Here is a 24,756-nt window from a genome sequence, read left to right as displayed (position 1 = left end):
GCCCTTTTTTTAAAGTTTTAAAACTTTTAATTATTCGCGAATAAACGCCAACAAGTCAGCATTAATCACTTCATGGTTTACAGTTAACATACCGTGAGAAAAACCCGGGTAGATTTTAAGTTGGCTATTTTGAAGTAACTCTGCAGATTTTACGCCAGACGTTTTATAAGGCACGATCTGGTCATCATCACCATGCAACACCAAAACAGGAATGGTGATTTTCTTTAAATCTTCGGTGAAGTCAGTTTGTGAGAACGCCACAATGCCGTCGTAATGTGCTTTTGCACTGCCCGTCATGCCCTGACGCCACCAGTTAGCAATAATACCTTCAGATGGCTTTGCATCAGGTCGGTTAAAACCATAGAACGGACCTGATGGAAGGTCTCGGAAAAATTGTGCACGGTTGGTGAGAACTTGATTTTGCAGGTCATCAAAGACTTCTTTTGGTAAACCTTCAGAATTATTTTCGGTTTTAACCATTAGGGGTGGAACTGCACTGACAAGAACAGCTTTTGCAACGTTTTCTTGACCATGACGAGCAATATAGTGAGCAACTTCACCGCCACCTGTAGAGTGGCCAATATGAATTGCATTTTTAATATTCAGATGTTTAACCACTTCTGCCACATCATCTGCGTAGTGGTCCATATCGTGACCATCCCACACCTGACTTGAACGTCCATGGCCACGGCGGTCATGAGCAACTACACGAAAACCTTCTTTAAGGAAAAAAAGTAACTGTGTGTCCCAATCATCTGAACTTAAAGGCCAACCATGATGAAAAAATAAAACTTGGGCATCGCGTGGTCCCCAATCTTTATAGAAAATTTCTACGCCATCTTTTGTGGTTACATATCCCATCTTTGTTCTCCTGGTGAAAAACCGCTTGTTGATTCGTTATAAAGATTTGAATATTTATACTAAGCTTAAAGTTAACTTTAAGGTCAACTATATTAATCATCTTTTAAAAATAAAATTTATATGAAGACGCTCATCAAGTTTGTATCTTTTTAAACTTTAATTGTTTTTATTTTATTTCTTTTAAATGTCAAAGATTTGACATGTCAAAATTAAAGCCTTGACTTTAAAGTTAGCTTTAAACTTATAGTGACCACATTGGCTATTAATTAACACGTCTTGATAAAGACAACGGTAGCTACTCGGTCAATTAATGTAAAGGTGAACTCCAATGAATATAAAACAACAATTTACTGAGGTTGAATTCGGGCAACAAAAAGTCAAAGTACCTAAAGGTGGTTATTATGATCGCTTTAGAATGAATCCTGACCTAGACAAAGTGGCTCAAGACCCTGCTGTTGGCAATATCGACTTTTTCCGTCATATTCCTAAAAAAATTGTGGAATCCCGAGTAGGTCCTGTCTGGGCACCTAACTTTTATTATCGTAGTGCAAATGTTCAATTGTTAATACTTGCTCCGATTAAGCAAATTAAAGCAAAACTTCCCACTGCTTTAACGCCATTACAACCATTTCCGGGCTATGGTTTGATCGCCGTCACATTCTTTACCTATTCGGTTTGTGACAATGACCCTTATAACGAAGTGTCGATTACGATTGTTGTCCGTAAGCCTAATGCTCGTGGGCCACACATCGCCGAGTTAATGAAATCGATGCGTCAACGTCATTTTTATGCGCATGTTTTAGCTTTGCCAGTTGATACTGAAATTGCCAGAGTGCGTGGTGTACATGGTTACCAATTACCAAAATGGTTAACTAAAATTGATGTCGACATTAATTCAAAAGAAGTTCAAGCCAATATTTTTGATGTTAATGGAAAATTAGATTTAAGTTTGAAAACTGCTGTTTCTACTTTAAAACGTGTTGACGCTGAAACGCATATTAATAAAGCAACTATGCTTCATGTGGTCGATGGGAAATGGCATCAAACCGAAGTTCAGTCCAACATTCTTTCTTTTGCGCAAAAGCTTTTTCCAAAGAATGTTCAACTCGAGAAAAATGAGGGGCCTTTAACTACATTGCTAAATGAATTAGGCGTTTCAAAAATTTTACGCTTAGATGTTATTGAGGATGCTCAGGTGGTGCTTAATTTGCCAGTTAAAATTTAGTAATGCTTTATTCAATAAGATTTGAGTAGTTAGACTAGATATATAAACATATTTCATGATTGTATTTTTACATCTAAAAGCCTACTAACTAAATAGTAGGCTAGTTTTCAATACATTTATTACCAAATTTTATTTCAGTGGCGATATTGAAGTTGGTGATGGTGTGTTCTTTGAAAGATTAAGGATTAGGTTGTTATTTATTATCAATTTCTGGCACTACCGCTCCCTTATCTATTTTATTAAATCTTTCTCAGGTAAGAAAAAAAACCAAAATCACATGGTAATTTTGGGTTGATATAAAAAAATAAGCACGATCTATATGCGAATATTTGGAGACAATAAACCATGTTTAATCAATCTTGCACGAATAATATTTCGGCTTATTCCTAGTAATTTTGCAGTATGCAATTGATTGTGATGACAATATTCATAGGCAGCTCCTGTAATTTCTGCCTCTAATTGCTCATTTAAATCTTCGATTCCTTGTTCAAACCAACTAAATAGCAATTGTTTTAAAGTTTGATTTGAGTTGCGATAAATCAAAAAATCATATTCCGAAGTGAGTAATTTATGCTTGAAACCGGAAAGTTGGAAATCATAACTTTGAATCACCCCATTTTTACAAATGAGCAATGCGTGATGAATTGCATTTTCTAATTCACGAATATTTCCCGGCCAATGATAATCAACGAGCAATTGTTGAGCTTCTTCACTTAAGATAGGCGGTTTCTTATTCAGACTCTGCGAATAGTCATAAATGAAGTGCTGTGCTAGAGGCAAAATATCACCAGTTCGTAGGCGAAGCGGTAAAACATGGAGCGATGCAACTTTTAATCGAAAATATAAATCTTCTCTGAAATTACCTGCATATACGGCTTCTTCTAATCGAATATTCGTTGCAGCAATTACTCTGACATCAATTTTTTTGGTCTGTCGAGAACCAACCCGAACCACTTCATTTTCTTGTAAAATTCTTAGGAGCTTCACTTGAATGCTTGGTGATAAATCACCAATTTCATCTAAAAAAATGGTTCCGCCATGGGCTGCTTCAAACCACCCGATCTGATGGTTTATAGCACCTGTAAAAGCTCCTTTTTCATGACCGAACAACTCTGTTTCAGCTAACGTATCAGATAAAGCACCACAGTTTACAGCAACAAAGGGTTTATTTTTCCGATTAGATAAAGCGTGAATCTTTCGAGCAACCAGTTCTTTGCCTGTTCCGGTTTCACCCACAATTAAAACGGACGCTTCGCTTGGTGCGATTTGTTCAACATAAGACATTAAACACTTTGAATTTTGATCTTCAAATACATATGCACTAGCTTTAACCGTACGTACGAGTTGGCGAGATTCGGGATGTTTGACGATATCCATAATAATCTCCAAAATTTAAAGTGGATGAGATCAATCTGAACGAGTACTTTTTCTTAAATCAGAAAAATAGCTAAACAACGTAGCTTAATCTAAGTTTTCTAGATAACTAATACCAATAATATTAAGTGCAAATAATATTAAATTTAATTATTTGCTCATTTAGAGTACTCGATGTGAAATAGGCAACATTCCAAAAGCATAGTGTTGTTTATGCAACAGTACATCAACACTTTAAATTTAAAGCCAACCTGCCACATGAGAAAAAAGATACAGTCTGTTGAAATTTAATAAATATTTTATTGGCATAGTATTTGCTGGCTGCATGCTATGAGACTTTAGTTTGGTTGATCTCTTATGATTTATCTAGCTATAACAACTTATAAATCAATTGAAGCACCAGCCAATTATTTATTCGTCCTTCACGCCACATCGTGAAAGTAAGTCTTAAATTATGTCAAAAATAGATAAAAGGATAAGGCAAGTATGAACGTTTTTAATCAGAACCACAGTATTCGTAGTCTTTCTGATGTTATTCCTGTTGCACAGTCTCTGGCTCAACAGTTTGCGCAAACTGCTATAGAAAGAGATAAAGTTGGCGGTACGCCTAAATATGAACGTGATTTAATTCGTCAAAGTGGTCTTCTTTCTTTATCCATTCCAGAGCAATTTGGTGGCTTGTCTGGTCAGTGGCAAGATATCTTTAATGTTGTCAAAATCTTTGCTCAGGCTGATAGCTCACTCGCCCATGTTTTTGGTTTTCATCATTTGCTTTTAGCAACGGTTCGCTTATTTGGCAATTCACAGCAATGGCAGCGTTGGTACCAACTCACGGCTGAAAAATCGTGGTTTTGGGGAAATGCATTAAACCCACTCGACAAACGTACCGTCGTAAAAAAACAAGATGACTGGTACGAATTTTCCGGGAAAAAAAGTTTTTGCTCGGGTGCGCTTGACTCAGAAATGCTTATTGCATCAGGAGTAGATGAAAAAACTGGAAATCTTTTAATTGCAGCGATACCAACCTCACGCTCAGGAATTACGTTGTACCATGACTGGGATAATATTGGACAACGTCAAACAGACAGTGGTAGTTCCATTTTCGAACGGGTTCGTGTTGAAATAAAAGATATGTTGCTTGACCCAGGGCCACTAAGTACACCATTTTCAACGTTAAGACCTTTAATTGCACAATTGGTTTTTGTGAATATGTTCTTGGGCGTTTCCGAAGGTGCAATGCTTGAAGCCAAACGTTATACAAAAACTGAATCACGTGCATGGTTTTTATCTGGTGTGGAACATGCAGACCAAGACCCTTACATTTTGCGACACTATGGGGAGTTCTGGTTAGAGCTAGAAGCCTTACGCCTGTTAAACAAAAATGCGATTACTAAATTACAAGAAGCATGGGACATTGCCGAAAACCTGACAGAACAACAACGTGGTGAGGTTGCTATTGCAGTAGCAACAGCAAAAGTAGCGGCAACACGAACAAGTCTAGATATTACCAATCGTATTTTTGAGGTGACAGGAGCCAGAGCAACTCAGGCATCATTACGATTTGACCGATTCTGGCGCAATGTACGAACACAAACCTTACATGACCCAGTGGAATATAAGCTGCAAGATTTAGGAATTTGGGCTCTAAATGATCTTTATCCCAAAGCGTCATTCTATTCATAACAACATCGACAACTGAATACTTAGGAATAACCGATATGCATCGAACTCCCACCGACAGAAACGATTTGATATAAATGAGAGAGCTACAATAGATGCGGCATAATATTGTTACGCTACCTGAAATTACCCAGCGCAGTGACTCGCATAAAGCCACCGCACAGGTATTTAACGACCCAGAATCCAAAAAATTGCTTGAATATATCAAGCAGATTGCACCCAGCGAAGCGAGTGTATTAATTCATGGGGAAACAGGTACAGGTAAAGAGCTCATTGCCAGACAAATTCATAACCACAGTAAACGGCGTAATAAACCGTTCATTGCTGTAAACTGTGGGGCTTTTTCGGAGACCCTTGTTGAAAGCGAACTCTTTGGTCATGAAAAAGGTGCCTTTACAGGGGCATTATCGAGCAATGCCGGATGGTTCGAGGCTGCAAACGGTGGGACATTATTACTTGATGAAATTGGGGATTTATCTAAACGGATTCAGGTTAAACTTTTAAGGCTATTGCAAGAACGCGAAGTGGTCCGTTTGGGCTCTCGTAAAAGTATTCCTGTAAATGTACGAGTACTCGCAGCAACAAATGTAAACTTAGAACAAGCCATTCTTAGCGATCAGTTTCGTGAAGACTTATATTACCGTCTTAATGTGGTTACCTTAAACATTAAACCTTTACGTGAACGAAAAGGAGATATTCTACCTCTCGCCTATCACTTTATTGATAAATATCATGCTCAACTTGGTTATGATAAAGCCGATTTTTCCAGCGCTGCAAAAGAAAAAATCAGCAATTACTGGTGGCCTGGTAATATTCGTGAATTAGAAAACATGATCCATCATGCGCTATTAATTTGCCAAAATGGCATTATTGAAAGTCATGATCTCACATTGATTCAACCACCCACTCAACTGAACAAAAATAAGCTTCAAGAAAAAAAAACCAGTGAACCTGTCATAAATCCTAAATTAAAAGAAGTTTTTCATCAGCTATTTCAGCAAAATGATGGACAAGTTTATGCACAATTTGAAGAGCAATTATTACGAATCGCCTATCATTATTGCCACCAAAATCAAGTTAAAACTGCACAAATGCTAGGTTTAAGTCGTAATGTCATTCGTTCTCGACTGATTGATTTAGGTGAGCTGGTTGTAAATAAACGCGGCGAATAAATTATTTTCATCTATCAATATCAAGCCAGTCATCAATCATTTGATTGATGACTGGTTATTAAAAGCTAAGCAATCTCTCCTAAATATGCTTTTTGAATTTGTCCGGTTTCATAAAGAACTTGAGTCTGTCCAGAAACTTTGACTTCGCCACTTTCGATGACATAAGCATAGTTGGTGTAACCAAGTGCCAAACGAATATTTTGTTCAGCAACTAAAAAACTCACACCTTGCTCTTCAGAGAGCGACTTAATTAATTCAAAAATTTCATAACTAATCTTAGGAGCTAACCCCATTGAAGGTTCATCTAATAAAACCAACTTTGGCTCTGTCATTAATGCCCGACCAATGGCAAGCATTTGCTGCTCACCACCGGAAAGATAACCCGCCAATGTCTGCTTCTTTTCATCAAGCCTTGGAAAATATTGATAAACTTTTTCTAATGCAGTTGAAAGTTTGGCACCCGAATGATGCGAAATAAAACCGCCTGTCCGTAAATTTTCATCGACAGTCAAATGTGTAAAACAATGACGTCCTTCAAGGACTTGCACCAAACCTTTTTTGACAATATCACTTGGATTTTTCCCAAGTATGGATTCACCCTGATATTCAATTTTGCCACGGTGAATTTGCCCATTTTCAGCAAAAATCAACTGTGATATTGCTTTCAAAGTTGTACTCTTACCAGCTCCATTGGCACCAAGCAATGCAACAATAGAACCGGAAGGAACAGTTAAACTCACCCGTTTAACTGCCAAAATACTCTGGTCATATACGACTTCAATATCATCGACATTTAACAATGGTTCACTGCTTTCAGGTTTGATACTGTTTAATGATTTAGACATGCGGTCATCTCCTGATCTTATTCTTCAGTTGCGCAATCTCGAACTTTTATGCCTTGCTCTTTGGCATATTTTTCTGAAGATTGTTCAATAATCGGACGTAATAAGCTGCGATCTGCTTGTACCCAATCACTAATTACTTTCCACTCTTTACCATCCCATTGTTGGAAACGTACTGCACCACCGCCTTCATGGTCTTGGCACGATAGTTTTAAAGGCTGTACCAAACCATATGCACCAAGTTCTTTTAGACGTGCTTCAGTTAAGTTGATATGTTCAAAGCCCCAACGGACCTCTTCACCAGTAAGCGGACGTTTACCAAATTTATTTTGTGCCACACGTACTGCTTCTACATTCAAAATACCGTTTACCACACCTAGGTTATAGTAAACCGTACCGAAACGATTTTTATCGGCAAGATCTGACTGGCCTTTATCAACAACAAGTTGTTTAATTTCTTGTAATACAGGGAAATTCGTTCCTGATGGATGAGTCGTAATTGAAATAAACCCATTTGCCGCAGCACCTGCTGGGGCAGCATCTTCTTCTGAGTTTGACCAGATATTCCCAATAATTTTATTGGTTGGGTAACCCACTTTCTGTGCAGTCTTTAGTGCAACAGGATTCATTACACCCCAACCACGAAGAATGACCCAATCCGGTTGAATCCGTCTAATATTTAACCATTGAGATTGTTGTTCATTACCAGGGTGTGGTACTTCAATGTTGGTTACTTCAAAGCCATACTTTTTCGATAAAATCCCAATTACTGGAATCGTTTCTTTCCCGTAAGGAGAACCGTGATATAGAACCACGATTTTTTTACCTTTTAGTTTTTCCAAGCCACCGCTTTGCTGACCTAAATAATTAATAATTGCAGATACTTCACTATATGGATTGAGCTGCAATGGAAACACGTATGGGAAAACACGGCCATCCGTAGAATCTGTACGCCCATGATTAATAGTAATCAACGGTAATTTATCTTTTGTTGAACGCTCTAAAGTTGCATAAGCTATACCGACAGATAAAGGGTTGGTTGCAGCAGCAGGCGCTCCATTTAAACCATTCTTCAAACGCTCATAGCATTCTACCCCTTTTTCTACTACGTACTCGGTTTCACACTCAGACCACACCAGCTTCACGCCATTCACACCACCTTTGGCATTGACGGCTTTCATGTAGTCAATAAAGCCTCCGAAAAAGCCCGTTCCCCCAGCAGCGTAAGGGCCAACCCGATAACTCTGTAACGGGAAATACTGGGCATTTTTATCCGACAATTGTGTTTGCTGCTCAGCTGCGGCTTGTTGTTTTTGCTCAGGTGGATTTTGTTTGTCTTTTTTCGTGACAAACACAATAGCGACTAAAGCGATGGCAATAACCACCAGCCAAAACCACAAGGATTTAAATAACTTCATAAATTAATCTCTAAATAAACAGACAAAAGTGTTGTTAAAACAATTAGTAACGTAATGGCCATTTTCTTAATCTGTGATACAAATTACGTAGTAAACGGCTTAATCCTTCTGGTTCCTTGATCAAGAAGTAAATGATCAAAGCCCCGAAAATAATTTTTTGTAGATTCTGTAGTAGTGCTTGATCGATAGCCTGTCCAAAAACAGCTTGCCCCAAAACACTCAATAAGATAGGCAACAGCACAATAAATGCGGCGCCCAAAAAGCTGCCAGTTAGGCTGCCTAAACCACCAATAATGATGATGAATAGAATTTGAAATGATCGATTAAGATCTAGCCCATCTGCTTCAATGGTTCCAAGATAAGCAAAAGCCCAAAGTGCCCCCGCAATACCGAGATAAAATGAACTGATCGCAAAGGCCAGTAATTTAGTCTGGCTCACCGGAATGCCGATGGTGATTGCCGCAGTTTCCATATCTCGTACAGCACGAAAATTACGACCATATTGACTATTGATCAGGTTGCGAGCCAAAACGGTGAGAACCACAACAATACTTAAGGTCAATAAATAGTGCCCGACTGGGCTATTTATGGAATAACCCAATATTTCCATACGAGGAGCAGTAATCACTCCCGAAGCATTATTGTTAGTAAACCAGCCATACTGCGTGAATAACCACGGTATAAAAAACTGTGCAGCCAAGGTAGAAACAATTAAATAAAAGCCTTTAATTCGAAGACTTGGCAGGCCAACCACCACCCCAGTTAAAGCAGCAATTACACCACCCAAAAAAATGCTGACCAGTAATGGCAACTGAGGAATTCGCAGCTCTAAGTTATAAGTTGCAAATGCGCCTACTGCCATAAAAGCTGCGGCACCTAATGAAAGTTGTCCGGTATAACCTGTCAGAATATTGAGCCCCAATCCGGCAAGTGCCAAAACTAGGAAAGGGACTAAAATGGCATTAAATAAGTAATCTGGTCCAACAAATGGAACGAAAAGAAAGGCAATCAATAGTGCAAAAATAAATAAAATACGATGCTCTTTAAGCCGAAAAATGCGTTTCTCATCTTGATATTGCTGTACGTACTGTCTTGCTTGGCTAAATAAAAACATGACTTATACCCTCGTCACTTGTTTCTGACCAAACAGACCAGTTGGGTATACCAATAAAAAGAGAATCGCTAACACATATGGAAACCAGTTTTCAATTCCGGAGCCAATAATGCCGCCTAAATAAATCTCCGCTAGTTTCTCAGTTGCTCCCACAATCAAGCCCGCTAAAATCGCACCTGCAATCGAAGTAAAACCACCAATAATCAGTACAGGTAATGCCTTTAGTACCACCAATGAAAGCGAGAATTGAACACCTAAACGTGCGCCCCACAACAAACCAGCGACTAATGCAACAAACCCTGCCACTGTCCAGACTAATATCCAGATATGATTTAAGCGAATACCTACGGACTGTGCGGCTAAAGGATCATCAGCAACGGCACGTAGTGAAATGCCAAAGCGAGTTTTACTAAATAAAAGAGATAAAATAATGACCAATGTTCCAGCAATACCTGTTGCGAACAGATCAAACTTGCTCAGCATGATGCCAAAGAAATTAATGGGTGAATCAGAAATTCCCAGATCTAATCCATGAACCTGTGTTCCCCATACAGTTTGAGCTAATCCCTCAATGACATAACTCAAACCCAAAGTTGCCATAAACAATGTAATGACAGAGCGATTAATTAAATGTTTTAAAATCAATGCATCGATCAGTAGTACCAGCACAAAAATGACAAATAGCGTGACAATAAAAGCCACCACAAATGGAATGCCACGTTCAGTTAAATTGACAAAAGTTAAGGCTGAAAATAAAACCAAAGAACCTTGTGCAAAATTAAAAACACCCGATGCCCGATAAATCAAAACAAACCCTATGGCAACCAAGGAATACATGACACCTGCCAACGTACCCCCTAGCAAGACTTCTAGAAAAAAAGACATATAAAAACTAACCTCTTATTTTTTAATTTATTTGTATATGCTCAATGCGCTTCAAGCGCTTGAATCCCTAGATATGCGCTCAACACTTCAGGATGTTCTTGAATTTGTTGTGGCGTGCCTTCTGCGATCTTTTTGCCATAGTCCAGCACCACAATATGGTCAGAAATATCCATAACAACAGCCAAATCATGCTCAATCATGAAAATGGTTATATCCAACTGTTGATTTATCTTTTGAATAAACTTGGCAATACTTCGTTTTTCAGCATGGTTCATTCCAGCCATTGGCTCATCTAAAAGCAGAAACTGAGGTTCTGCTGCCAATGCTCTTGCTAACTCAACACGTTTTTGCAAACCATAAGACAACGAGCTAACCAATTGGTCTCGGTACTCTTGTAGACTCAACAGTTTTAAAATTTCTTCAGCTTTAAAACGCTGTAAATCATCATTTTTTTGAGTGCTTGGTAAGGACAATAATGCACCTAACAATGAATGACGACTTTTTAATACCCGTCCAGTTAAGACATTGTCCAATACCGACATTTGCTTGAAGAGTGCTAAATTTTGAAAGGTGCGCGCAATTCCTAAATAGGGTGCATGCTTTGCCTTATAGTTATGCAAAACCTGACCAGCAAAAATGATCTGACCAGATTGCGGCTGATAAATGCCATTAATAATATTAATTACCGAACTTTTGCCGGCACCATTGGGACCAATTAAAGAATAAATCTCTCCCTCTCTCACCTCTAAGCTAAGCTGCTTGAGCACTTGTGAAGAGCCAAAAGATAAATCAATTGCCTTAAGTTCTAGCAATATCACAGATGATACTGACATATATTCCTCGTCTTAAGTTATTGTTGTTATTGGCAAAGAATGAAGCTGCGAATTGTCCAATTGGGTACTTTGCCATTCGGCATATTCTCCCCATTCGTGTAACTTCACACCTAAACTTTGATAAAAATTTCGTGTTGCAAGCGTTACAGGCTGCCCCACTGTTAAAGCCACTTTAAGATGTGAAAAACCCAACTCTTCTAAAATGACTTGCTTAAATAAGGCAAAGCTAAACTTATCAATGAAAGATAATTTTTCTTCATTTTTCTGTTTTTGAAGTGCTTGCTGGTAATGTTTGGCAAGCCATTTATCACTTGGTAAGCGGTTATAAATTAACTGCTCAACACGGGCATAGGTTTCATTGGTCCCTAAAATCAATGTTGGCGAAATAATCTGTCTATCCTGATCGCGAGTATTTAAGGTCTCAGGAATATTTAAGTTAAAACCTGCAAGTAGCCATGACGACCATAGATAACGAATGTGCCCAACACTTGAAAAAGCACGCGTGACAAATGCTTCCTCATGATGATCTAAGTGGTGGTTTTGAACTAAATGTTTGGCCTCTGCAATCAAATCTTGATGAGAATATTGCACTCTTAGTCGTTGATTAGATTCAATCCGTTCAAAGCTAAAAGCAACTTGTGCAGGTTCGAGCTGAGTCTTTTTAAAATCAATACGATATTTCTCATTGGAATTTTTTAATAATTTATCGACAGATACAACATAGTCATATTCAAATGTACTTAATTTGCTTTGTTCAATATAAAAAATATAAATTGGGTGATAGCGTAATGTCTCAATTGAAACAAGCTGCTCTAGCTCTTCTACGAGAATATAATCTGGCTTTAAAATCGCAAGGTGTCTTAAAAAGTCTTCTGTTTTTAATGTATCAACACTTTGGTCAATCAATTGAACTTCGCCACCTAAAGCCTGTATAGCCAGACTAATAGCAACTACATCAATATTCGGAGAACTGACAATAAGAAAAGTTTGCTTGTTTTGAAAACCATACTCATAAAGCGCAGACGCGTATCTTTCGCTAAGTTCTAGTAAATTTTTCCATGACCAGTGCTGCCACAGACCTAGCTTTTTATGTCTTAATGCAATTGCATCTGGACGTGCTGTTGCGTGGTATGCCAACAGTGAAATAAGACTTTGCGAATAATCTGACATTTTGCAATACCCCCCTCATAACGTCGATTGCTAAACGATGAGATAAAAAAATATTGCTGTTATATTTCAATTTACATGCCAAATATTTTTATAATTATTTTCAATGTCTTACAAAAAGATCTTTCTCTATCTGTGCATAAAAGTGATAGTTTATTGTTGAATAACTGTTTTTCAGGCAACAGTTATTACTTGGTTTCAAAAAAACATTTTTAGAGAAATCTCAAGAACAAATTTTGATTAATACTTTTGATTTTCATAATAGCTCTTCTTTGCTTTAAAAGAGCTATTATGATTTTTATAAATATTTTAGCTAAATATTTAACTAAACCACAAAGAAACCATGTGTTCCATCTGTATTCAGTTGGGCAACTAATCCATATTCCCACTCTAAATAGTCTTGCATAGCTTGGATAGAATTATCCGTTCCTTCATAAGGGCGTTTATACCGATCTATACGGGGTGATAAGTACACATGTTTATCAGTTTCCAAAACATAAGTTTTTGCCCATGCCTGATTACCGCCTTCCAAGACATAAACATTTTCTGAAATTTTGGATTGAAGAGCAGATACTGCATATTGTGCTAACAGACTAGTACCACAAGTGACAACAATTTTATGGTTTGTTGGAATTTTTTTCTCATTAAACAGTCGTTCAATATCTGCTTTTAATACCCATTGAGCAGTAGGAATATGCCCTTTTTGATAGTTTGCACTAGTTGTAAAATCCAGAATAGTGACTTCTTCACCGACATCTAACCATGCTTGCAATTGTTCAGGTATGATCCGATGTTTTATATGCAATAACGGAACAACTGGTTTCCATCCTCCTTGCTCGGTAAATATTGTCTGAAAATCCGCATCGAGTACGTAGACATCCCAATTCATTTGCGCCAACCAAGAGGCAGTCATATAAGCACGGACGAGTTGATCATCAATGAGTACAATTCTGGCACCGCGTACACTCGCATAATGGTCAGTTTCCTGAACTAGTTGCCCACCACCAATCCAACGGCTATTAGGTAAATGCGCTTGTATATATTCTTCTTCTGACCGTACATCAAAAACATAGGTAGTGCGTTCACTCTGTTGTTGGAACAGTTGTAGTTGTTCCAAACTAATCGTTTTTACACCAGCCTGCTGGGTTAATTGTTTGGCATTCTCTAATACGCCTGATGAATTATTTTTATTAGCAAAATTAGTATATTGTTGCTGTTGTCCTAAAGCTAATTGTTGCTGTGCCAATGTCCAACCAATCGTACCGTTACGTAAAGCATAGACTTCATGTCCAATCTTGGCATTAATCAATGACTGTGTACCAATTAAACTACGTGTACGCCCTGCACAATTCACAATAATTTTAGTATTTTCATCTTTAACAATATTTTTAGCATGGAGTACCAATTCAGCACCAGGTACGCTGATGCCGCCCGGAATACTCATGGTTTGATATTCATCAAAACGACGAGCATCCAGAATGACAATGTTTTCCTGATCATCAATTAATTTTTTGACTTCTTGAGCTGACAGTGACGGCGTTCCTTTATGATGTTCAACAAATTCACCAAAGGCTTTACTTGCCGAATTGACATCAATAAAAATTTCACCGCCTGCATCTTTCCAGCCTTGTAAACCACCATCCAATAATGAAATCTGCTGATAGCCTAATGCTTGTAACTGTTGATAGGCACGTTCTGCCAAGCCCTCACCATTGTCATAAATAACAATATCACTAGATAAACGAGGTATTCGATTGAGAATTTCTATTTCAAATTTGGAAAAAGAAATATTGGCAGCAAACAGAGGATGGCCTTGAGCATATGGATCTTCTTCACGTACATCAATTAGTGCGATTTCTTGACCAGCCAATAGCTTTTTGCGGATATCTTGATAAGTTTGAATATTGGTTGTCATATTAATGTTCCTGATTTGAATAACCTGAAATAAAACGCTTTGCTGTGCCATCTAAAGCAAAGGTATAGCGTTCTACTTTGCCAATATCTGCACCATAAATGTGGATGCTAATCGAAACCTGATCGGACAGCGCATTACTCACTTGATGCACATCACCCGAGGCTGGAGTAAAAAAATCAATTTCGCCAACTTTTAAATGATCTGGTTCACCTGTGATCTCAAAATGTCCTAATGCATTTTTTTGGTAGCGCTGTGAGATTTCTTCACCTTGCAGGACACCAACGACTCCCCAAACTTCATGATTATGGATTGGTGTAATTTGTCCCTTATCCCATACAAAACTGACAATTGAAAAATGATCTTGCGGATCGCGATATAATAAAAACTGTTGATAGCGATCAGGGTTCGGTTGCTGATAAGAGCTTGGCAACCAATCATTTAAATGTAGCAATCTACGAAAATCTGGAATAAAAGATTGTATGAGATCAACATCTTCTAATTGCTGTGAAATTCCATATTCAATTCTTTCAATCAACGGCTGGAGTACTTGTTGCAACTGACTCATCTTTATTTTTGCTCCACTTTAAAACCAGTATCAAATGAAGATGTCACATCAAACTTTTTATCAATCAGCTTATATTTGGTATAAAAATCGGCAGTTCCTTGAGAAACTTTGATCACTTCATTATCGATCGGCTCCCACGAGGCATTACGGCGTTTAAAAGCTTTGATTCCCACCTCTTCTGGTAGTCCAGTTATTTTGGCATAAGCTTTACCAAACTCATCCCCGTGTTGTCCCGCCCAAGCTTGCGACTCTTTTAAACGATAGATGAAATCTTGAATTGCCACACGTTTGCTCTGATCTTTTAAAGATTTATCCGTGGCTGCTAAAAAGGTGTAACCTGAATACAAACCACGGCCATTAACCACAACACGAAAATGATCCTTGAGCTCAGCATATGCCGTATATGGATCCCATACCACCCAAGCGTCCACTGAACCATTGGCAACAGCTAATTTTCCATCGGCAGGCGGTAAAAATTTAAATGTCACATCTTCAGGCTTCAGACCTTGTTGTTCTAGGGCTTTTAAAGTTAAAAGATGGCTAATTGAGCCTTTATTGAATGCTAAACTTTTACCCTTTAAATCTTTGGCAGACTTAATTGGACTATTCTGCGGCACTAAAATAGCGACTGGATATGGATCTGCTTTATACACGGCAATAGCCTTGGCTGTTCCCCCATTAGAATTGGCAAAAATAAACGGTGCATCACCCAAGTAACCAATATCAATCGCATCTACTTTTAATGCTTCTGCAACTGGTGCAGCAGCTGGAAATTCATACCAATTGATTTTATATGAGACATTTTTTAAAGCACCAGATGCTTCAAGCTGTGCACGCATATTGCCTTTTTGATCACCAATATTGAGCACAACCTGCCCCTTATTTGCTTTGACTTCAGATGCCTGAGCATGTTCAGGTGAAGCCTCTTTTTTTGTACAACCGACTAAAATTGCTGTTGTAAAAACACCCAATAAAATTTTGCCATAGTGATTCATTATTATTTCCTTTCCGATTAGGCCGAAATCAGCTGTTGCTGTTGATCATATTTTTCTGTTTTTTCACGGATTTGGGGCAATAGCTCTCGACCATAATCAATTGCGTCCTGAACAGGATCAAACCCACGTATCAATACGCTATGAATGCCGAGTTTGTAATATTGCAAAATAGACTCTGCAACTTGTTCTGGGGTTCCCACTAATGCCGTAGAGTTATAACTGCCTTGAACTAAAGAAGTGATACCTGTCCATAAATTGGTATCTAAACGTTCGCCTTGACCCGCTGCTGCAAGTAAACGTTGCCCACCCGTACTTTGTGGTTTTTTTCTGGCAGCTTGTAAGCCAAAATTTTCTAATTGTTTTTTAGATAATTGATAAATTTCTTGCGCTTTTTCCCAAGCTAGGGACTCACTATCAGCAATAATTGGGCGAAATGAAATGTTGTAATCAAGTCGGCGCTCATGTTGTGCTGCCAACCGATTTAGTGTTTCAATCTGCTCTTGGGCCCCCGCTAGAGGCTCTCCCCAAAGCGCAAAAATATCAACCTGCTTTGCGGCAACTTGTAAAGCTTCTATTGAAGAACCGCCAAAATAAATGGGTAAGTGTGTTTGGAGTGGTTTAATTTCAGAATAAGCATCTACTACATGGTAATAATCACCTTCATAGCTAAAAGGTTCTTGGCTATACCATGTTTTTTGTACAACTTCGATGAACTCGGCACTACGTGCGTAGCGTTGTTGTTTATTTAAAAAATCTCCATCTTTTTTCTGATCAATATCACTCCCGCCAGAAATAACATGTAGTGCTAAACGTCCGTCCGTCAGCTGATCTAAAGTTGCCAATTTACGTGCTGCCAATGTTGGAGAAACAAAGCCCGGACGATGTGCCAGTAAAAATTTTATTTTAGACGTATGTGCGGCAGCATAGGCTGTCACTAAAAAACCATCAGCCTGATCGGACCAATAGCCACATAGAATACGGTCAAACCCTGCCTGTTCATGTGCCTGAGCAATTTTGACAATATAATTTTTATCAAAAGTTTTCGTCGCTGGAATAATTTCAGATGCCTCACGGTGCCAGATCATTCCTAAAATTTGAATTGCCATATTTAAACCCGATGTATTTTTTATAAGAATACGGCAGGTCTTAATATGTTAAAAACAAATATTAAATATATAATAATATTAAAATATGGAATACTAAAAAGATAAGTCGTGCTCAAAACATTGTGAACGTCAACGAAAGCGTTATTTTCAATTAATGCTTTTTATATTCTTTATGCTTAATAAAATTTCTTGATATTCCATTTCATCCCCATCCGAGTATGCTCTGTACTTTACGGCTCATCTCTTGGCAAATTGATTGATAGACTTCATTCAAATCGGGTTGAATCATATAAAAAAGTTGCACTGATAAATTGAAGTCAGTAAGTTCAATTGAGGTAAGTTGAGCAGCATAAATACTCTTTTCAAAAACTTCTTTCGGTAATAATCCGACTCCAAGACCTTGAGCCAATAAATTCATCTGCAAATTGGTTCCTGTAACCTCAATTTTTATATTAGGTAACTGATTCAATTTATGGTATTCCGATACAAGATATTGGCGAAAACCACATCCTTCAGTATTAAGAATCCATCCTAAAGACTGACAATCGGCAAGATGCTGTACGGACATCTTTTTTAATTTTTTAGAAACAGTCGGCACAATTTGTAACTGTCCTAAAATTTCCATGTTTATCTGGTCATTCTGCCCATAAGTTTGAGCTGTTGTTGAAAAAATGCAATCTAGCTTTTTTTCCTTAAATTTATCTAATAAATCAATACCCCAACCTGTGCTAATTTCTAAGTTTAATGTTGGATAACTTTGCTTTAAGTCTTCTAAAATACCAGACAAGATCGTGTCCGATAGACTTGTCGCTATACCAATTCGTAAGTTTTGAGTCGATAATTTATAGCTGTTCACTAGTTGCCCTAATGCATCTATTTCAGCAGTCACCTGTGCACACTGCTCAAAAATTTGAAATCCTAGCTGAGTCAATTTTAGAGGACGCGTATTACGGTCAAAAAGTTGTAATCCCAAATCTGATTCTAGATTTTGGATCCTTCTAGTAATAGCAGGTTGTGAAATACCTAATTGCTGGGCAGCCAGACTGGTAGATTGAACATTGACAAAACAAACAAAAGCTTCAATATCTTCAATTTTCATAATAGCTTAGGACAAGGTTTATAAATAAAGGTTATATCCAATTATGATGTTTTTTTATGGAATAAACAGTAGCCTACTATTCATTTTATTTCATATCATCAATATTGAATTTAATAAAAGTCCATATAAGTTTTATGGATGAAAATTATGAAAAGCTTTCAAACTTATGCTGAGCTCAATCGCAATTATTCTCAATTCAGCCGTAATTAACTTAAAAATAAATAGAAATTCAGTTTTAACTACGTTTGGAAGTTTAGATTTACAGATGCCCAAGCGCAGTTAAAAGCCATTATTATTAAATCTAATTTAAAATACTTTTTTTACAGAGACTGTAAAAGTCGAATCAATTGGATTTGAAACAGGCGCACCAGATTCTCCATTACTATACTTTTTATAGTAGTCATTTTTATCCCATGCTTTTGTATAGGCCAATCCTGTAGTCCAGCCATCGCCTAAATCTTTTATTAGTTCGGCTTTAACATCCTGAAAGTTTGACTCTGAAAAGTTTTTGATTCTTTCATAGCCATAGTGAGCACCAAAAGTCCAAGTATCACTGACAGGTTGGGTAAAGTTAAGATCTAAATAACTTGAACCTCTCGACCTTTTACCAGCAGGTCCACCCATAGTTTTAGAGTTATACCCAGCATAATCTGGTGTATAAGTCACAAAGTATTTAAGGCTTAAAGGTCCATAGCCAATTTGAGGTACGATCTCGCCATAGTTATAACTGCTACTCCCGGTTTCTGGTGTACTTTTCGCGCCTGGGTAATAGTAGTAAAAAACTGACATCCCAATTGAAAATTTATCGATTGTTTTTAAATAACCTGTATAAAAATCCCATTCAACTGAAGCATCTCGCAAATAATTAGAGCTCACACTCGATGCCCAAGTCCCGACAAAAAAACCATTCGGGTTGGCATAATCCAGTCCACCTTGCAAAGCAGGTTTACCCCAAGTTTGTTGAAACCCACGTGAAATATATTGGCTAGCAAAAGTAACATTCGCGCTATATGGAGAAGTTTTTTCTTGTTCATTTAATTGGTCAGCATGTACAACACAGGTAGACATAATGAGAGAAGCTGCGCCTAAAATTTTTCTCATCTATTAATTCCTTTTAAATATTACCTATAATCTTAAAGTTTTAAAATAACATGATAATTCAATTTAAAACGTATTAAAAAGTTATAAATTTAGATTTCTCGACACTTCTTCTTGGCTATAGATCTCTTCAATACAATCTAAAATTTTAGGAATATAAGAACTTTGGTCCATGTTACGCATGGATAGAGAAATGGGACTATAAGCCTCTAAATCTAAGATATTTAAATAAGTTAGATTCTTCATTCCAATATCACAGGCACTTTCTGGAATAATACAAATACCCTCGCCCGATGCCACCAAACCAAGCGCCATGTGAATTTCTCGGACTTCGGTGAGTTTGGCCGGAATTAAACCTAATTTGGTAAATAAAGCTTGAATAGTGGTCGAAAAATTAGGCTTAGGCGTGGTTGGATAAGAAAAAATCGTCTCATTGATAATTTGAGATAAGTAAATTCCTGAATCTTGAAATTCACTTAAGGGATGTTTTTTATGAATCGCGAGTTTTAATTTTTCTTTTCTGAGTAAAAGTCTCTTAATGGCTGGATCACTAATGGGTAAGCGACCAAAACCTAAATCAATTTTACCTAACTTTAAAGCCTCGACCTGATCTCGTGTGCCACATTCAATAAGCTCGACATGAATGTCAGGATTCTTTTGTCTAAATAGATAAATGACCTGTGGTAAACGCCCATACAGAAGTGAACTGACATAGCCAACTTTGACAATGTTTTCGACCAGCTTCATTTTTTTAGCCATCGAAGCAGCTTGAGCGGTATGCGTCAAAATTTGAACGGCATGTTGGTAAAAAAACAGCCCTGCTTCTGTCACTTTTAATGGACGCGATCCTTTCACAAACAAATCAATGCCTAATTCTTCTTCTAGTTTTTTGATTTGACGCGTGAGTGGTGGCTGGGCAATAAAAAGCTTCTCAGCCGCTTTAGTCAGACTTTGTTCTTCCACAACGGTAACAAAATAACGTAGATGTCTTAATTCCATTAATATACCTTTTTAGTATCTTAAAATACCGTTCTATATCTATTTTAGGCTATTACATTCTTCTATGGTATGTAAACAAGTTCGTAATAGTTGAAACTTCATGTATAGAACCATAGAAACCATACTTGTGGATATTCCAACTATCCGTCCTCACCAGCTGTCTGTGACTACAATGCGTACTCAGACTTTGGTGCTCGTCAAAATTACGACCACGGATGGTATTGTAGGTTGGGGTGAAGCGACCACCATTGGTGGACTGAACTATGGTGAAGAAAGTCCTGAAAGTGTCAAAGCCAATATTGATACTTACTTTGCACCATTACTCGCATCAGTTAAAGATTTAAATGTTGCTCAAACACTAAAACTGATTCGTAAGAATATTAATGGTAACCGTTTCGCGAAATGTGCCATTCAGACCGCTCTACTTGATATTCAGGCAAAACGTTTAGGCGTGCCTTTAAGTGAAGTTTTAGGTGGCCGTCTGCGTAATAGTCTACCTGTACTTTGGACGCTCGCGTCTGGTGACACTGAAAAAGATATTGCTGAAGCTCGAAAAATGATTGAGTTGAAACGTCATAACACGTTCAAACTCAAAATCGGTGCACGCCATTTGCAACACGATGTTGATCATGTGATTGCAATTAAAAAAGCACTAGGTGCAGATATTAGTGTACGTGTTGACGTAAATCGTGCATGGTCAGAGCTGGAATGTATTCAAGGTATTCAACAGCTCCAAGATGGCGGAATTGATTTAATTGAACAGCCTTGTGCTATTCAAAATACTGAAGCACTTGCTCGTTTAACACGCCGTTTTGATGTCGCAATCATGGCGGATGAAGCTTTAACTGGTCCTGACAGCGCATATCGTATTGCAAAAAGTCAGGGTGCAGATGTATTTGCCGTGAAAATTGAACAATCAGGTGGTCTGATCGAGGCATGTGAAGTTGCCAAGATTGCAGGTTTAGCAGGAATCGATCTTTATGGCGGCACTATGCTTGAAGGCCCTGTAGGTAGCATTGCTTCTGCTCATGCGTTTGCAACCTTTGAAACATTAGCGTTTGGTACTGAATTATTTGGTCCGTTATTACTTACCGAAGAAATTTTGAAAGAACCGCTACGTTACGAAAACTTTGAATTGCACTTGCCAACGGCTCCAGGCTTAGGCATTGAAATTGATGAAGAGAAAGTCGAGAAGTTACGTCGTTAAGGCAATAGGATAAGGAGTTTCCCATGTTATTTCATGTACGTATGGATGTGCATATCCCACTTGATATGCCAGCCGACAAAGCAAATGAAATTAAGGCCATTGAAAAGGCTTATTCGCAAGATTTACAACGCCAAGGTAAATGGCGTCACATCTGGCGAGTTACAGGCCAGTATTCAAACATCAGTATTTTTGATGTTGAGAGCAATGAAGAGTTGCACAATATTTTACAGGGATTACCTCTTTATCCTTACATGAACATCGAAGTGATGGCACTTAATCGTCACCCTTCATCTGTTCGTGATGATGATTCGTAATCTAAGAAAATAGTTTGAGTGTGTGGTCTGAAGCACATTCAAAAAGTGAATATATTTATTCAGAAGGTAACAAGGAACGTGGCGGCACTTATTCGCTAGCAAAACAACATGCCCGCAGCGCTGCCACCCAAAACCGTATTGCATACTTAAGGAGTTTTAGTATGAACCGTCAACAAATTGATGCGCTTGTAAAACAAATGAATGTCGACACTGCAAAAGGCGAAGTTGATGCACGTGTTCAACAAATTGTCGTGCGCCTTCTTGGGGATTTATTTCAAGCCATCGAAGACTTAGATATCCAACCTTCAGAAGTATGGAAAGGTTTGGAATATTTCACAGACGCAGGTCAAGCAAACGAACTTGGGCTTTTGGCAGCGGGCTTAGGTTTAGAGCACTATCTTGATTTACGTGCAGATGAAGCTGATGCAAAAGCTGGCGTTACTGGTGGCACACCGCGTACCATTGAAGGCCCACTTTATGTAGCTGGCGCGCCTGAAACCGTTGGCTTTGCTCGTATGGATGATGGTACTGAGTCTGGCAAAATCGATACCTTAATTATTGAAGGTACCGTGACTGATACTGATGGCAATATCATTGAAAATGCTAAAGTTGAAGTATGGCATGCCAACAGTTTGGGTAACTACTCATTCTTTGATAAGTCTCAATCTGACTTCAACTTACGCCGCAGTATTTTGACTGATGCTGATGGTAAATATGTTGCATTAACGACGATGCCAGTGGGTTATGGTTGCCCTCCTGAAGGTACAACTCAGGCCCTTCTTAACAAATTAGGCCGTCATGGTAACCGTCCATCTCACGTTCATTACTTCGTTTCTGCACCAGGTTTCCGCAAGCTTACAACTCAATTCAACATTGAGGGTGATGAGTACTTATGGGATGACTTTGCTTTCGCAACTCGTGATGGATTAGTAGCAACAGCAGTTGATGTAACTGACCCAGCTGAAATCCAGCGCCGTGGTTTAGATCACGCTTTCAAACACATCACATTTAACATCGAACTTGTTAAAGATGCCGCTGCGGCTCCTTCAACTGAAGTTGAACGTCGTCGCGCTAGCGCTTAATTGAAAGTGTATGTGAGTTAAAAGTTCGCTTTTGACTCACAAAATTTATTCCATTTATTACTACCATTAAGAATTTAAATAAATTTTTAGCGGTAGTAATAACATCACGTTACCTCATGCTCTAAGGTTTCTCACATGATTGACAAAAGTAAGTCCTCTCTTAGCGAGGTACTATCGCAGATTAAAGATGGCGCGACCATTCTGATTGGTGGTTTTGGTACCGCAGGACAACCCGCTGAACTCATTGACGGACTAATTGAACTGGGTATTAAAGATTTAACTATTGTTAGTAATAACGCCGGTAATGGCGATTATGGTCTGGCTAAACTGCTTAAAGCTGGTTCGGTTAAAAAAGTAATCTGCTCTTTCCCACGTCAGTCAGACTCTTATGTGTTTGATGAACTATACCGTGCTGGAAAGGTCGAGCTTGAAGTGGTACCGCAAGGTAATCTGGCTTGCCGTATTCAGGCAGCGGGTATGGGCCTTGGTGCTGTATTTACCCCAACAGGCTTTGGAACACTTTTAGCTGAGGGCAAAGAAACCCGCCAGATCGATGGTAAAAATTACGTGCTTGAATATCCAATTAAGGCTGACTTTGCCTTGATTAAAGCTTACAAGGGCGACCGCTGGGGTAATCTGGTTTACCGTAAATCTGCACGTAACTTTGGCCCGATTATGGCCATGGCTGCTGATGTCACGATTGTTCAGGTTTCTGAGGTGGTTGAGCTGGGTGGTTTAGATCCAGAGCACATCATCACACCAGGTATCTTTGTACAGCACGTTGTACAAGTACAGCCCGCACAATAAGCAATAAGGAGAAATAACATGAGCTACCAGAAACTCAGCCGTGACCAGATTGCAAAACGTGTGGCACAAGATATTCCAGATGGCGCCTATGTGAACTTGGGTATTGGTTTACCAACCAAGATCGCGAGCTACCTACCTGACGATAAAGATATTTTTCTTCATTCTGAAAATGGCCTATTGGCATTTGGCCCACCACCAGCGGCAGGTGAAGAAGACCCTGAACTGATTAATGCAGGTAAAGAGTTTGTGACCATGCTTGAAGGCGGCAGCTTTTTCCACCATGGCGATTCATTTGCGATGATGCGTGGTGGACACCTTGATATTGCAGTGCTTGGCGCATTTCAGGTTGCAGCGAATGGTGACTTGGCCAACTGGCACACGGGTGCACCGGATGCGATTCCTGCGGTGGGTGGTGCGATGGATTTGGCTGTAGGTGCTAAAAAGGTATTTATCACCACAGACCATGTGACCAAGCAAGGTGAACCGAAGATTGTGGCTGAGCTGAGCTATCCGGTTACGGGTAAACACTGTGTTGACCGTATTTACACCGACCTGTGTGTAATAGATGTGACCAAAGATGGTTTAAAGGTGATTGAGAAAGTTGAAGGTCTTAGCTTCGATGAGTTACAGGCTTTGACTGGTGCAACTTTGACTGATGCGACTCAAGGGTAAGATTTAAACAGCCCCAAATTATGAGTTAAAGCAAAAGTTTTTTGTATAAGTAATGCCTTACTTTTTAAGGATAAAAAGTAACAAAAATCCTTTGTTACTCAGACACAACATCCCTGTTGTGCTGAGCAACGAGGCGACATCCATGTCGCCACCGCGAAACACAGAATGGAACTCATTGAATACGGTTCTTGCTTATTAATTTGGTTTTTACCGTAATTCGCTATTGTGACAGGCGACATGGATGTCGCCCGTTGGACAGGGAGGCATGGAAGCCTCCTCTGTTCAACAAAGGTTTTTGGTTACTTTTTTAAAAAAGTGACAAGAAT

At 38.6% G+C, this 24,756-nt stretch carries 23 protein-coding genes; 8 read left to right on the top strand and 15 right to left on the bottom strand.

Features of this window, described 5'->3' with window-relative positions:
* Positions 1-30: 30 nt before the first annotated feature.
* Positions 31-861 (bottom strand): alpha/beta fold hydrolase, encoded by an 831-nt coding sequence (locus MJX77_RS14060; RefSeq protein WP_252059395.1) that lies wholly within the window; start codon positions 859-861, stop codon positions 31-33.
* 328 nt (positions 862-1,189) lie between these two features.
* Between MJX77_RS14060 and MJX77_RS14055 the strand changes: the two genes are divergently transcribed.
* Positions 1,190-2,086: an acetoacetate decarboxylase gene (locus MJX77_RS14055; RefSeq protein WP_252059394.1), complete on the top strand. Its 897-nt coding sequence runs from the start codon at positions 1,190-1,192 to the stop codon at positions 2,084-2,086.
* Positions 2,087-2,401: 315 nt separating this feature from the next.
* Here MJX77_RS14055 and MJX77_RS14050 read toward each other — a convergent pair whose 3' ends face one another.
* Positions 2,402-3,463, bottom strand: coding sequence for a sigma-54 interaction domain-containing protein (locus MJX77_RS14050; protein ID WP_252059393.1), 1,062 nt, complete (start codon positions 3,461-3,463; stop codon positions 2,402-2,404).
* 483 nt (positions 3,464-3,946) lie between these two features.
* On the opposite strand from MJX77_RS14050, the gene MJX77_RS14045 reads away from it, so the two are divergent.
* Both MJX77_RS14045 and MJX77_RS14040 read left to right on the top strand, forming a co-directional pair.
* The gene (locus tag MJX77_RS14045; protein ID WP_252059392.1) at positions 3,947-5,143 is read left to right on the top strand and encodes an acyl-CoA dehydrogenase family protein; all 1,197 of its coding nucleotides are present in this window, start codon (positions 3,947-3,949) and stop codon (positions 5,141-5,143) included.
* Positions 5,144-5,235: 92 nt separating this feature from the next.
* Positions 5,236-6,312 (top strand): sigma-54 interaction domain-containing protein, encoded by a 1,077-nt coding sequence (locus MJX77_RS14040; protein ID WP_252059391.1) that lies wholly within the window; start codon positions 5,236-5,238, stop codon positions 6,310-6,312.
* Between the two features lie 65 nt (positions 6,313-6,377).
* On the opposite strand, the gene MJX77_RS14035 is transcribed toward MJX77_RS14040, so the two are convergent.
* The 13 genes from MJX77_RS14035 to MJX77_RS13975 all read right to left on the bottom strand — a co-directional run bounded on the left by MJX77_RS14035 (position 6,378) and on the right by MJX77_RS13975 (position 20,348).
* Positions 6,378-7,157 (bottom strand): ABC transporter ATP-binding protein, encoded by a 780-nt coding sequence (locus MJX77_RS14035; RefSeq protein ID WP_252059390.1) that lies wholly within the window; start codon positions 7,155-7,157, stop codon positions 6,378-6,380.
* Between the two features lie 17 nt (positions 7,158-7,174).
* Entirely contained in the window at positions 7,175-8,572 is a 1,398-nt protein-coding gene (locus MJX77_RS14030; RefSeq protein WP_252059389.1) for an ABC transporter substrate-binding protein, read from the bottom strand.
* Positions 8,573-8,615: 43 nt separating this feature from the next.
* Positions 8,616-9,686 carry a branched-chain amino acid ABC transporter permease gene (locus tag MJX77_RS14025; protein WP_250375603.1) on the bottom strand — a complete coding sequence of 357 codons (1,071 nt, stop codon included), beginning with the start codon at positions 9,684-9,686 and terminating at the stop codon, positions 8,616-8,618.
* A 3-nt stretch (positions 9,687-9,689) separates the two neighbouring features.
* A complete protein-coding gene (locus tag MJX77_RS14020; RefSeq protein WP_005305864.1) occupies positions 9,690-10,571 on the bottom strand; it encodes a branched-chain amino acid ABC transporter permease in 882 nt (293 codons plus the stop codon).
* A 41-nt stretch (positions 10,572-10,612) separates the two neighbouring features.
* On the bottom strand, positions 10,613-11,404 hold the full coding sequence (locus MJX77_RS14015) for an ABC transporter ATP-binding protein (RefSeq protein WP_252059388.1): 792 nt from the start codon (positions 11,402-11,404) through the stop codon (positions 10,613-10,615).
* A gap of 12 nt (positions 11,405-11,416) precedes the next feature.
* Positions 11,417-12,574 (bottom strand): AMP-binding protein, encoded by a 1,158-nt coding sequence (locus MJX77_RS14010; protein ID WP_252059387.1) that lies wholly within the window; start codon positions 12,572-12,574, stop codon positions 11,417-11,419.
* A gap of 322 nt (positions 12,575-12,896) precedes the next feature.
* A complete protein-coding gene (locus tag MJX77_RS14005; protein WP_252059386.1) occupies positions 12,897-14,486 on the bottom strand; it encodes a rhodanese-like domain-containing protein in 1,590 nt (529 codons plus the stop codon).
* 1 nt (position 14,487) lies between these two features.
* The gene (locus MJX77_RS14000; RefSeq protein ID WP_252059385.1) at positions 14,488-15,051 is read right to left on the bottom strand and encodes a cysteine dioxygenase family protein; all 564 of its coding nucleotides are present in this window, start codon (positions 15,049-15,051) and stop codon (positions 14,488-14,490) included.
* Positions 15,052-15,053: 2 nt separating this feature from the next.
* Positions 15,054-16,046, bottom strand: coding sequence for an ABC transporter substrate-binding protein (locus MJX77_RS13995; protein ID WP_252059384.1), 993 nt, complete (start codon positions 16,044-16,046; stop codon positions 15,054-15,056).
* A 17-nt stretch (positions 16,047-16,063) separates the two neighbouring features.
* A complete protein-coding gene (locus MJX77_RS13990) occupies positions 16,064-17,152 on the bottom strand; it encodes an LLM class flavin-dependent oxidoreductase (RefSeq protein WP_252059383.1) in 1,089 nt (362 codons plus the stop codon).
* A 202-nt stretch (positions 17,153-17,354) separates the two neighbouring features.
* Entirely contained in the window at positions 17,355-18,251 is an 897-nt protein-coding gene (locus MJX77_RS13985; protein ID WP_151768162.1) for a LysR family transcriptional regulator, read from the bottom strand.
* Between the two features lie 306 nt (positions 18,252-18,557).
* Positions 18,558-19,352: a TorF family putative porin gene (locus MJX77_RS13980; protein ID WP_252059382.1), complete on the bottom strand. Its 795-nt coding sequence runs from the start codon at positions 19,350-19,352 to the stop codon at positions 18,558-18,560.
* Between the two features lie 81 nt (positions 19,353-19,433).
* The gene (locus MJX77_RS13975) at positions 19,434-20,348 is read right to left on the bottom strand and encodes a LysR family transcriptional regulator (RefSeq protein ID WP_005305939.1); all 915 of its coding nucleotides are present in this window, start codon (positions 20,346-20,348) and stop codon (positions 19,434-19,436) included.
* A 100-nt stretch (positions 20,349-20,448) separates the two neighbouring features.
* Here MJX77_RS13975 and MJX77_RS13970 point away from each other — a divergent pair, with 100 nt between their 5' ends.
* The 5 genes from MJX77_RS13970 to MJX77_RS13950 all read left to right on the top strand — a co-directional run bounded on the left by MJX77_RS13970 (position 20,449) and on the right by MJX77_RS13950 (position 24,430).
* Entirely contained in the window at positions 20,449-21,555 is a 1,107-nt protein-coding gene (locus MJX77_RS13970; protein WP_107881466.1) for a muconate/chloromuconate family cycloisomerase, read from the top strand.
* 23 nt (positions 21,556-21,578) lie between these two features.
* Complete coding sequence (catC, locus tag MJX77_RS13965) at positions 21,579-21,869, top strand: muconolactone Delta-isomerase (protein WP_005305945.1); 291 nt, start codon at positions 21,579-21,581, stop codon at positions 21,867-21,869.
* A gap of 161 nt (positions 21,870-22,030) precedes the next feature.
* Positions 22,031-22,951 carry a catechol 1,2-dioxygenase gene (gene catA / locus MJX77_RS13960; protein ID WP_013197704.1) on the top strand — a complete coding sequence of 307 codons (921 nt, stop codon included), beginning with the start codon at positions 22,031-22,033 and terminating at the stop codon, positions 22,949-22,951.
* Between the two features lie 135 nt (positions 22,952-23,086).
* Complete coding sequence (locus tag MJX77_RS13955; protein ID WP_252059381.1) at positions 23,087-23,758, top strand: 3-oxoacid CoA-transferase subunit A; 672 nt, start codon at positions 23,087-23,089, stop codon at positions 23,756-23,758.
* Positions 23,759-23,776: 18 nt separating this feature from the next.
* Complete coding sequence (locus tag MJX77_RS13950; protein WP_252059380.1) at positions 23,777-24,430, top strand: 3-oxoacid CoA-transferase subunit B; 654 nt, start codon at positions 23,777-23,779, stop codon at positions 24,428-24,430.
* Positions 24,431-24,756: the final 326 nt, after the last annotated feature.

The sequence above is a fragment of the Acinetobacter sp. AHP123 genome (assembly GCF_023757925.1).
Lineage (GTDB): Bacteria > Pseudomonadota > Gammaproteobacteria > Pseudomonadales > Moraxellaceae > Acinetobacter > Acinetobacter oleivorans.
This window is presented reverse-complemented; position numbering and strand designations above follow the sequence as displayed.